A 10,018-nucleotide genomic window follows, 5' to 3' on the forward strand; every position below is an offset into this window, starting at 1 on the left:
GGGAAAGCGCCGTGACCGGATCGGGAAGAATGGTCATCGAAATTGCAGAGACGTAGTCGGTTGGATCAGTGCGGCCCCACCTCCCGTCGCCGTCGGGCACACGGGAGAGCAGCCGTGGCCAGGTACGCCCCTCTCGCCTAGCTCGAGTTGCACACAGCGTATCCGGCCGAAGCCGCAGCGGCAGGGCAATAGCCACAACCCATTCGGCGTGCCGCGGCAGGTGAGTGCGCGGGTCCGACCTCAGGGGTTACTTGTTCTTGCGCTCCTCGGCGACCGCGGCGCTGAGCCCCTCGGCGAGGTCGTCGCGGGTGAGCTCACGGAAGCGGCGCAGCTGGGCTTCGCTGAACTCGGTGAGGTCACTGTTGAGCACCGCGTCCAGGTCCTCATCGTCCAGCCGGAAACTACGGTGGTCACGCGCCTTCTCGACGACGTTCCGCACAAAGCCGGCGTTGCCGAGCATGTCGATGCCGCGAATCAGGTCGCCGTCCTCGGAGTACGTCTCGTCGTTGTAGAACTTCGTGTAGGACGGCAGCAACACCGATGCCTCTTCCTCGGTGATGACGTCCTCGTTCTCCCGGCCCATCAGCACGGTGAGCGCGACGAGTTCCTCGGGCGTGTAGCTGAAGAACTCGATGACGGTTGAAAAGCGCCGCCGCAGGCCCTGATTCACCTCGAGCATCTTTTCCATCGCCTTGGCGTACCCCGCGCCGAACACCACCAGTTCGTCGCGATGGTTCTCCATATAGAGCAGCAGGGTGTTGATGATCGCGTTGCCGTACGGGTCGCCCTGCTGGTAGCCCTTCTCGTGCAGGGTGTGCATCTCGTCGAAGAACACGGCGCCACCCAGCGCGCCTTCGAGCATCTCTTCGGCGTTCTTCTCGGCGTCAGCCATGTAGCGGCCCAGCAGCTTGGTGCGGCTGGTCTCCACCACCAGTGGCTTGCGCAGCACCGTGAGCCCGCACAACTGCTTGGCGAATGCGCGCGCGACAGACGTCTTGCCGGTCCCGGGCGGCCCCAGCAACAACGTGTGACGCGATGTCAGTGGGACGGGAAGGCCCATCTTCGCGCGCGCCAGGTTCACCTTGGTCGTCGACTTGATCAGCTTGATCTCGCGTTTGGCCTGCTCCATGCCCAGCATCGCGTTGAGCTCGGCATCGCCCTCGGCCAGGTATTTCGCGGCTTCCTCGGCATGGCGGGCGGCCTCGGTCTGGGCGCGCGTCGGAGCGCTTTCGGGGTCCCACGGGTCCGTGCGCGCCTCGATCGTTTCCGGGTCGGTCAGGACCAGCCGGAAGTTCGGGTTGTCCAGCGCTTCGCGGGCAGGGGTGAATTTCGCGTCGCGCGAATACACGCGGCGCAGCAGTTCGACGGCCTCGTCCTCGCGGCCCACGTGCCGCAGGCACATGCCCTGGGTGTATAGGGCGATGTTGGCCGCACCCGGGACCCGATCCCCCTCGATGGCGTCCTGACCGCGCCGGAATGCTTCTTCGAAGACTCCGAGCGAAGCCAGCGCGGTGGTGGCCATCGCCGCCCCCGCAGCCTTCAGCTCGGGGTGCCGCCAGGGCGTGGCCTCGGGGAACTGCGTCAGCACGTCCGGCCAGCGCTTGGTGCGGAAGTAGAGCACGCCCCGCACATAGGTGACCAGCTCGGCGTCGAACGGGTGCCGTGGATCGGCCGAGTCGAGCAGTTCGGCCGCTTCTTTGTAGCGTTTGTTCTCGGCCAGGACCGCGGCGTAAGCGCAGGCCAGCGAATCCACGCTGGTGACGGCGAGACGCAGGAACAGACCGTCGGACACCTCGGGACGGAACTGCAGGTCCGTGACCCCGAGGCGGCGGGTCTCCCACCCGAAGGTCCTTACCGCCGCCCAGGCGCCGGCGAGGACCTCGAGGCTCTGGTCACCGGCCAAGATCCGCGCCAGCCAGGCGTCGCACATGCCCGGGTCGAGCTTGGTGGCGGTGGTGAACATCTGCGCCGCAACTTGCGGGTTATGGCTCGGCTGCAGTCCGTTGACCGAGATACCTGAAGCCAGTAGTCCGGCGACCATGGCGTTTCTGGCATCTTCGGCGGCTGACTGCGCGCGCGTCATTGTGCTGATGAGCTGGTTGCGTGCTCCGGCTCATGACTCACCGGCAATTCCAGCTCGTCGTGGTCGCGCAGGTCGCGGCTCGGTATGACCAGCGGGGGACGGGAAGAGGGCGCGGGCAGGCTGGCCCGCACCGCCGCCAACTGGCGTCCGGTGAGGCGGTTGAGGCCCGCCGTGAGTTCCCTGGGCAGCCGGGACTCACTGTGGTAGCGCACGAACGCCGACAGCTTCGGCCGCCTGGCCCGGGTCGTCAGTCGCATGGTGAGAACAGTAGCGCCCACTTCCGGTGCGTCGGACAGCCACAGGCTTTCCAGCGTTTCGGAGTCGATATCGGCGGGCGTCACCCAGAAACTGGTCACGAACCCGTTGAAGTGCTTGAGGTGCCGCCAGCCCGGCCGGCTCCAGGTCGGCTCCAGGTCGGCCAGCACGGCGGAGTCGACCTCGGCCAGCTCGTCGGCCGTCAGGGGGCGGGCCGAACACGTCTGTCCGTCCAGGTCCTGAACCAGCCGCTCGGTGGCGGCGACCAGGGTCGAGGCCAGCGAGTCGCGGCACACCACTGCGGCGACGTTGCGTTGCGGGTTCATCCGCAGCACCAGCCAGGTGCGGCGCCGGTCGGCAGCCGGCCGATCCCCGGCACCTTCGTTCGCCTCCCAGCCTTCGGGCTGCCACTCCTCGAGCGAAGCCGAGGCCCGGGCGGCGGCTGCGCCACCGCGCACCTGAACGGACACGATGTCAATTCCGTCCAGATGAATATCGAACTGGCGCAGCCCATCTGCGACCGCGGCTACCGGCAGGAAGGGGGGCGCTCCCCCGGCCACGGCCCGGTGACGGTGGCGAGCCGAGGAGTCCCCGTCGCCGCCGTCCACCTCCACCACGGCTACCAGTTGGCCGCGGTACTCGCGCACCCCGACCGTGTCGCGGCCGAAACGACGCTTGAAGTCGGTGGCCGGCGTGCACCCGGCACCGAGGGCGGTACCGGGATCGGCGGACCAGTCCCACAGCCAAGAGGCCACGCCGGAGGCGACCGTGATGCCGTGATAAGTGACGATCGACAGCAGCGTGATCAATACCGCCAGGCCGACGCCGACCCACCACGCCACCCGGTTCTCGCCCTGCCACGAATCCGGGGCGTGGCTGGCGAGCACCAGGATCAGCACGTCAACCAGGAACACCGCGGTCAGGCGCGGCCAGGCCAACGACAACCCGAGCTTGCGCTGCGCCTTCATCGTTGTTTCCGCGATCGTCGCATCAATGAAGCTGTACCGAACACTGCTCCGCCTATCAGTAATGCCGCAGCCAGGCCCCCGGTGGCCACCCACACCGGCGCCATGTTGCGCGGGGCGGGCGGTTTCGGCAGCGACAGCGGCGCCGAGAGTTGTTTGGGTGCCTGGGTCGGCCCTTGCGGGACATCCCATGTCAATGCCGCGACCGGGTCGACCACACCGTAACCGACCTGATTGTCGACTCCACGTGCGGGCGGCCTGGCCGTGTGGATCAGACGCTGCATCACCTGGTACGACGACAGTTCCGGGTACTTGGCACGCACCAGTGCGGCCACCCCCGACACGATCGCGGTGGCGAAGCTGGTGCCCGCGGGAACCAGCAGCGTGTTGTCCGGGCCGTCGATCGCGTTGATCAGGCCGTCGTCCCGGGGCGAGAGCCCCATGACGTCGGTCCCCGGTGCCGAGATGGAAACCCACGGCCCGGCGATGCTCATCTGCGACAGCGGCTGTCCGCTGGTGTCGACGGCGCCGACGGTGAGCACGTAGTCGCTGAACCACGACGGCGTCACCACCGTGGTGACGGCGTTCCAGGCGCGGGGGTCATTCGGCGACAGCGGGTCGAAGATGGTGTTCTGCTTGCAGTCCTTCTTGCTGCTGTCACCGGCCGCCGCCACGATCAACGCGTTCTTGTCGACAGCGGCGTAATGCACCGCGGCACCCAGCGTCCGCTGGTCCACCACGTTGCGGGCACTCATGCAGGTCACGTCGGAGATGTTGATCACCGACGCACCCATGTTGGCGGCGTGCACGATCGCGCGCGCCATCGTCTCGACGCTGTCGATCTTGGCCACCGTCTGCGGGTCTTCGTCCCCGGTGTAGGCGTCCTTGAGGCCGAAGGCCTGGCTGGACTGCCGGATCGAGATCAATTCGACGTCAGGTGCGATCCCACTGAAGGCGTCCGGCGGAGCCGCATTGGGACTCGGCGGCGGCGGTGGCGGAGGCGGGGTCGACGAGCTGGATGGACTCGGGCTGGTGGTCGTCGTCGACGGAGCCAGCGGATGCGGGTGGCGCGGATTGTCGATGGGGTGCACCTTCGCGCCGCCCGCGTAGCCCGGGATCGTCACCGTTCCGCCCCCGCGATTGCCCGAGGGAGCCTGCCCCGGACCGGGAGCCGGGCCCGGCCCGGCGCCTTCCGATGGCGACGGCGGCGCCGGAATGACCGTGATGGTCGGGCCGGGTACCGGCGAGAGAGTCACCGTCTGCGGTGGCGGTGGCTTCTCGGTCGTCGGGATGGTGACCGGACGGCGGGGCGACGCCGGCGGTGGCGAGGCCCCGTTGGCGGGCGCTCCCGCGATCATCGAAGCGACCAGGGTTCCGTGGGCGTCGCAGTCCGACAACCCGTCGCCGCCGGCCATCACGTAATCGCCGCCCGGAATCAGGCGCGGCAACCTCGGGTGGGGAGTGACCCCCGTGTCGATGACGGCGACCTTGACCCCCTCGCCGCGGCCGAAATGCCACGCCTCGTTGAGGTTCAGCATCTCCATGTACTTCGGCGGCACCTTGAAGTCGGTGCCGGGCATGACCCCGACCTCTGTGCAGTAGGAGTTCTGCTTCATCGGTGCGACCGGCCCCGGGGGGCCGTCAGGAGGAAGCGCCCCCGGATCAATCGTCGGAGGCGCAATCGCATATGCAGGTGGCATTCCGGCGAGCGCGCCGGAGGTCAGCAGCATCGCGGCGACGGTCGCGCTGATCGCGCGACCGCGCCGCGAGCGGCTGCTACCGGTATCGAATCGCTGCATAGACATTCATCAACCACAATGCCAGCGGGAAGATCGGCATGAGGCAGAGGTACTCGAGCCATTCCACGAACTTCCGGAACAGCGGGCTGTAAACGGTGTTGGGCACGACCGCCGCAGCCGTCAGGCCCGCGGCCGGTAGCGCCACCAGGATTGCGGCGCAGATCGACACCGAAAGCGGCGAGGCCAGCACGAGGGCGTAGCGAACCAGCACCGCCGCGATGATCAGCACTCCGGTAGCTGCCAGCGTGATGGCCTGCCAGCGGTCCACGTAGGAGCGGCCGCGCAGCAGCAGGAACCCGGCGGTGAAGCTGGCCAGCAGCAGCGGCAGCCACCGCTCGTGGGTGTGCGGGTTGGACAGCGCGGTCAGGCACACCACCACCAGCACACCGAGCCCCACCAGCAGGCCACTCAGGAAGGACCGGGCACGCTCGGCCTGCAGCAGCACGTCGCGGACCGACGCCGGGCCCTCGAGGGTCGGCGGGCCGCCCTCGGAGCGCACCACGGTGGTCGGCAGGTCAGGCCGAGCCTCGAACACCCACCGGCTGGTCGCGGACGGGAAGACCGGCAGCCGGATACCCGCGAGACGCCGGGACAGCGCGGGCGCGGCGTGGTAGACGATCACGCAGGCCAGCAGCAGGCAGGCGAGCATGGTCACCGCACTGGTGGCCGCCACCATCCTGGCCACGCTGGCGATGGTCGCCAGCGCGGCGACCGTCACGATCGCGGTGTAGACCGCCAGCCGGCGACCGGTGAACCGCAGGGCCAGCGCCGCTGCCACCGTGAGCACGCCGAACCCGAGCACCGCCTGCGGGGAACCGACCGGGCCCGGGGGCGCCGCAGCGGCCGCAACCGTGACCGGCACCAGCCCGCTCATCAGCATGATGTCGGCGACTCGGCGGTCGGCGTCCGTCTTGGCGCGCATCAACAGCATCATTGAAACGGTCAGCACCACGGCACCGACGATCGCAAGGAAGATGGTGGTCAGCCAGGTGTTGTGATGCCAGCGCCACCAACCGAGTACGCCGGAAGCCAGCACCACGCCGGACGCCACCATCGTCGCGCCGACCTGAAGGGCGACGACCGGGTCGATCGCGGCGAACCGCTTGCTCAGGTTGGCCGAAACCGCGGTCGAAATGTGCTCGATGACCTGTGACCGGTGCTCGGTGTCGTTGATGAACCGGATCCACAGCCGGTCCCCGTCGTACACATCCTGCTCGGTGAGCGACTGGGTGGCACGCAGCGGCGTGCCGTCAACCAGGCACAGCGCCCACCGGCCGCGGCCGGTGGCCTCGAGCGGGGTCTCCCCCAGTTCCCGGAGCCGGCTGTTGATCACCTTCAACAGCGGGTCGGTCATCACCGAGACCGGGGCGTTGGCGTCCAGGAGGACACCGATCTGCACCCCCTCGCCGGCCATGATTCCGACGACCACAGCCCGGGGCGACGAAACGCCCTCAATGTCAGTCTGTGGCGCATCAGCTACTGCGGTCATCGTCCTGCACCCCCTGCCTCAGCGAATGAATTGGTTGTCGAGCGCGTGCGGGGCTGTGCCGGTGCACTGGCCGGGGCGTCTGCGACTCTGCAGCCCGGATAGCGCTTCGGCTGGACCGACTCCGATTTCATTTGCCTCGCCTCGCGGTTATTGGTTGTGGTTGACGTATAGCGTTTTAGGTTTTGCAGCCCGTTCCGAAAGCAGTATGCCGTGTTGGCATCTCGCTCGCATTTTATGTTCAAAAATGTTGTTACACCGCGCGTTTGGTAACGGCGCTGTTAAACCCTGCTGTGTGATTTCCACTCGCCGTACGGCAAAGTGTCCAAAACCGTCTTCACGCCCACCTGGACCAGCTGCGGTGTGGCCGGGCAGATTGCCAGCCATGCCTCGCCGGAGCCGGCCGTGCGGGCCTGCTGATAGAGCGCAATGCGCCCGCCGGAGCCGTCCTTGAGGGACAGCACGGAGGCGCTCGGGCCCTTGGCGTCGTCGCGATACTGGCGCGCGTACACCGCAACCTCGGCCGCGGGGTCGGACAGTGCCTGACCCAGCGCAGCCACCGTGGAGGCGCTGATGCCCATGCGTCGCAGATCGCCGCCGGAAAACACGTTGAAGCCGGACTCCTGCCACGACTTGGTGGCCTCGAGCATCTCTTCCAGGGGCACGTTGACGGCGTTGATCGCCGCCGGGTCGGCGTGGTGAATCGACTCGAGACCGTCGATCACGAGTGCGGCGATCGAGGCGCTGTCCGAGACGACGACGTCGTCGACGGTGATGTCGTTGCCCACCCGCACCGCGGAAACCCAGTGGTTGCCACGGCGGGCCAGCACCACCCGGAATTCGTTGTCGGGGATGTCCCGCGAGCCAGGAGGCTGATTCTCGTCGTCGACGACGCCGTAGAGCAGCTTGCCGCGCGACAGCAGCGCGACGACCTCGATGTCCGGCGCGGCGAGTACCTTCATCCGGGCGGCCACCTGCTCGTTGACCGCGTCGCCGACCACGATGCCCTGCTCGCGCATGACCGCCATGCCGGGATGCTCGTTGAGCCAGTCATTGTTGTCGGTGGATACGTAAGGCCGGCACCTCAACTCCGGCGCGACATGCCGGATATCCAGCAACGCCTGAAGCATCCAGAAGCCGTCGACGTTGACGGTGATGTCGGTGCGGGTGCTCTGTTGATCCATCCCTACCTCAATGGTCTTTTTTTATTCGGACTTCCAGTTAACTGCAGGACACGGCAGCACACCAGTGATTGGTGTGCTGCCGCGCCTGGAGTTCGGTTTTAGGCCCAGCTGGAGCCGACGGCGCTGTCGGTCTGCGCCATGTTGCTGCCGGCTGACTGAACCTTCTGGCCGTGGGCGTTGGCCTGCTCGTAGATCACCTGGAAGTTGCGGCCCAACTGGGCGATGAACTCCTGGCAAGCCACCGAACCGGCGCCGCCCCAGAAGTCACCGGCAGCCAGCACATCGCGAACGATGGCCTGGTGCTCGGCCTCGAGGTTGGCGGCCTGGGCGCGGATGAGCGCGCCGTGGGCGTCGACGTCGCCGAACTGGTAATTGATCGTCATTTTTCGAAGTCCTTTCCTTAGCTGCTGAGGATCTGCTGGGAGGCCTGCTCTTGCTGCTCGTAGTTGTTCGCGTCGCGGATCAGTCCGTCACGAACGCCGTGCAGCATGTTCACGATGTTGCGGAACGCCGTGTTCATCTGGCCCATGGTGTCCAGCGAGGTCGCCGAGGCCAGACCGCTCCAGCCCGCACCCGAGATGTTCTGCGAGGACGCCCACATGCGACGGGCCTCGTCCTCAACGGTCTGGGCGTGGGTCTCGAAACGGCCCGCCATGTCCCGCATTGCGTGCGGGTCAGTCATGAAACGTGTAGTCACCTGATTTCTCCTTTAACTCGTTACTGCTGATCGGTTAGTTAAGGCACGATGGCCGATCGGCTACACGCGGACGTATCCGCCGACCGGTAGTACTGCGAATCTCCCCTTTCGGTCAGCCGGCGGCCACCGGGTGCTCCACGGTCGGAAAGGTGTCGAACCCGAACGCCGGTGTCCGGATTGACGGCGAATGCAGGTGATCCGTGAGCGACGGCCCCGACCGGCCGTCAAACCCCGAAATCACCGCCATTTGGAACGTCGCAGTGGACCTCACGCCCCCGGCTGCCCGTCCCGAAATCTCAGTGCGCCAAACCGTCAGCCGGCTGCCGCTGCGTTGGCGGCCTCGGTGGCCGCGTACGAGCCGGAGCTGGTCGACAAGGTGTTGACGAACATCTCGTGAATGGCCGCGGCCTGAGCGCTGACGGCCTGGTACATCTGAGCGTGCGCGGCGAATTGGGCCGCAGTCAGCGCCGAGACCTCATCGGCTGCGGCAGGAACCACCCCCGTGGTCGGTGCCGCAGCGGCAGCGTTCTGAGCGCTCATCGTGGTGCCGATACCCTGCAGGTTTCCGGCCGCAGCGGCCAGCGCCTCCGGCTGTGTGGTCACGAACGACATGCTGTTTCCTCCCTAAATTCATCCCAGCAACCGCTCCCTGGACGAGAGTAGATGACTGCCTGGCGCCAGGTCGCCTTCGATGCCGCCTGGTCGACATTTGTTCACTAGACGGCAATACGAGTTGACCTCTCGTAACGACACAGTAACAGCGCCTGACCTGCTTCGGAGGACACTCGCGGCAGTCCACAGCAACCTCGTACCCGGCTATCCCTCGGCAGGCGGTGAGCTGGGCTTTTCCCGGCGTGCGCAACGGTCTACGCGGCGGGCAGTTCGGCCTTGTGGCGCGGGCAGTAGGCGTCGATCGCCGCGCCGACGAAGAAGCCGGAGTGGTAGGCAGGCATGCTGCTGCTGTTCAGCACGTCGTTCGCCACGTCGCTGGGTGACATGCCGTTGTCGAGTTTGACGCAGACGAAATGCCCGGCCTCGATCGCATGCGCATTGGAGACGTGGTCGATGATGCCCTCGGACTTGAGTTCGGCGATGAACTTGTCGTCGGTCGTATCGGCGTGTGCGGTCGCGACCGCCAGTGGGCAGAGCAATGCGAGCAGCACTGCCGGCACCATACGACGCGAATACATTCGGCGGCTCCCACCACTTCGGATTTACTTGCGCCCCAATTTTCGCCAGTGCCGGCCCGCGGTTCCAGTTGAGCGGTAGTTGTACTTTTTTTGTTTACCGGCTCTTCGCAGATGAGGGTGTAGGGGTGCTCGGCGCGTCGTTGTCGGGATAGGGGTCGAGGTCTTCCGAAGATGGGAGTTCTCACGCTGCCCATCCGAAAGACCTCGACGTGCCTGACGCTACCTTCGCGTGCCCTGATCTGACCACGTTCTGCCGCCTCGACGAGCTCGGGTTGGAGGTGACCGGCCAACAGGTTGCCGCCGACCGTGCGGTGCTGGCGTGCAGGGTCGCCGATGAGGACCGGTGGTGCCGTCGCTGC

Annotated in this window: 9 protein-coding genes and 1 pseudogene; 1 reads left to right on the forward strand and 9 read right to left on the reverse strand. The window is 66.8% G+C overall.

What is annotated here, in order from left to right:
* Positions 1-247: 247 nt before the first annotated feature.
* The 9 genes from eccA to AO501_RS18710 all read right to left on the reverse strand — a co-directional run bounded on the left by eccA (position 248) and on the right by AO501_RS18710 (position 9,659).
* The gene (gene eccA, locus AO501_RS18670; protein ID WP_055579130.1) at positions 248-2,083 is read right to left on the reverse strand and encodes a type VII secretion AAA-ATPase EccA; all 1,836 of its coding nucleotides are present in this window, start codon (positions 2,081-2,083) and stop codon (positions 248-250) included.
* Positions 2,080-3,306, reverse strand: coding sequence for a type VII secretion protein EccE (gene eccE, locus AO501_RS18675; protein ID WP_055579131.1), 1,227 nt, complete (start codon positions 3,304-3,306; stop codon positions 2,080-2,082). Before eccE ends, eccA begins: the two co-directional genes overlap by 4 nt.
* On the reverse strand, positions 3,303-5,102 hold the full coding sequence (gene mycP / locus AO501_RS18680) for a type VII secretion-associated serine protease mycosin (protein WP_055579132.1): 1,800 nt from the start codon (positions 5,100-5,102) through the stop codon (positions 3,303-3,305). The genes eccE and mycP overlap by 4 nt, the downstream gene beginning before the upstream one ends.
* On the reverse strand, positions 5,080-6,591 hold the full coding sequence (gene eccD / locus AO501_RS18685; protein ID WP_055579133.1) for a type VII secretion integral membrane protein EccD: 1,512 nt from the start codon (positions 6,589-6,591) through the stop codon (positions 5,080-5,082). Before eccD ends, mycP begins: the two co-directional genes overlap by 23 nt.
* A 278-nt stretch (positions 6,592-6,869) precedes the next feature.
* Positions 6,870-7,772, reverse strand: coding sequence for an ESX secretion-associated protein EspG (locus AO501_RS18690; RefSeq protein WP_055579134.1), 903 nt, complete (start codon positions 7,770-7,772; stop codon positions 6,870-6,872).
* A gap of 98 nt (positions 7,773-7,870) precedes the next feature.
* Positions 7,871-8,155, reverse strand: a complete 285-nt coding sequence (locus AO501_RS18695) for a WXG100 family type VII secretion target (RefSeq protein ID WP_055579135.1) — start codon at positions 8,153-8,155, stop codon at positions 7,871-7,873.
* A gap of 17 nt (positions 8,156-8,172) precedes the next feature.
* Positions 8,173-8,469, reverse strand: coding sequence for a WXG100 family type VII secretion target (locus tag AO501_RS18700; protein WP_055581207.1), 297 nt, complete (start codon positions 8,467-8,469; stop codon positions 8,173-8,175).
* A 312-nt stretch (positions 8,470-8,781) separates the two neighbouring features.
* Positions 8,782-9,081, reverse strand: coding sequence for a type VII secretion system ESX-5 target PE19 (locus AO501_RS18705; RefSeq protein WP_055579137.1), 300 nt, complete (start codon positions 9,079-9,081; stop codon positions 8,782-8,784).
* A gap of 254 nt (positions 9,082-9,335) precedes the next feature.
* Complete coding sequence (locus tag AO501_RS18710; protein WP_055579138.1) at positions 9,336-9,659, reverse strand: DUF732 domain-containing protein; 324 nt, start codon at positions 9,657-9,659, stop codon at positions 9,336-9,338.
* Between the two features lie 209 nt (positions 9,660-9,868).
* On the opposite strand from AO501_RS18710, the pseudogene AO501_RS37330 reads away from it, so the two are divergent.
* Positions 9,869-10,018: pseudogene (locus tag AO501_RS37330) on the forward strand (ISL3 family transposase); the annotation flags it as partial.

Source organism: Mycobacterium gordonae, assembly GCF_001417955.2.
Lineage (GTDB): Bacteria > Actinomycetota > Actinomycetes > Mycobacteriales > Mycobacteriaceae > Mycobacterium > Mycobacterium gordonae_B.

Bases quoted from the DNA above. Each gene is read 5' to 3' on its own strand.
- eccD (WP_055579133.1), bottom strand. From the start codon at position 6,591: ATGACCGCAGTAGCTGATGCGCCACAGACTGACATTGAGGGCGTTTCG.
- eccA (WP_055579130.1), bottom strand. From the start codon at position 2,083: ATGACGCGCGCGCAGTCAGCCGCCGAAGATGCCAGAAACGCCATGGTC.
- AO501_RS18690 (WP_055579134.1), bottom strand. From the start codon at position 7,772: ATGGATCAACAGAGCACCCGCACCGACATCACCGTCAACGTCGACGGC.
- AO501_RS18705 (WP_055579137.1), bottom strand. From the start codon at position 9,081: ATGTCGTTCGTGACCACACAGCCGGAGGCGCTGGCCGCTGCGGCCGGA.
- AO501_RS18710 (WP_055579138.1), bottom strand. From the start codon at position 9,659: ATGTATTCGCGTCGTATGGTGCCGGCAGTGCTGCTCGCATTGCTCTGC.
- eccE (WP_055579131.1), bottom strand. From the start codon at position 3,306: ATGAAGGCGCAGCGCAAGCTCGGGTTGTCGTTGGCCTGGCCGCGCCTG.
- AO501_RS18695 (WP_055579135.1), bottom strand. From the start codon at position 8,155: ATGACGATCAATTACCAGTTCGGCGACGTCGACGCCCACGGCGCGCTC.
- mycP (WP_055579132.1), bottom strand. From the start codon at position 5,102: ATGCAGCGATTCGATACCGGTAGCAGCCGCTCGCGGCGCGGTCGCGCG.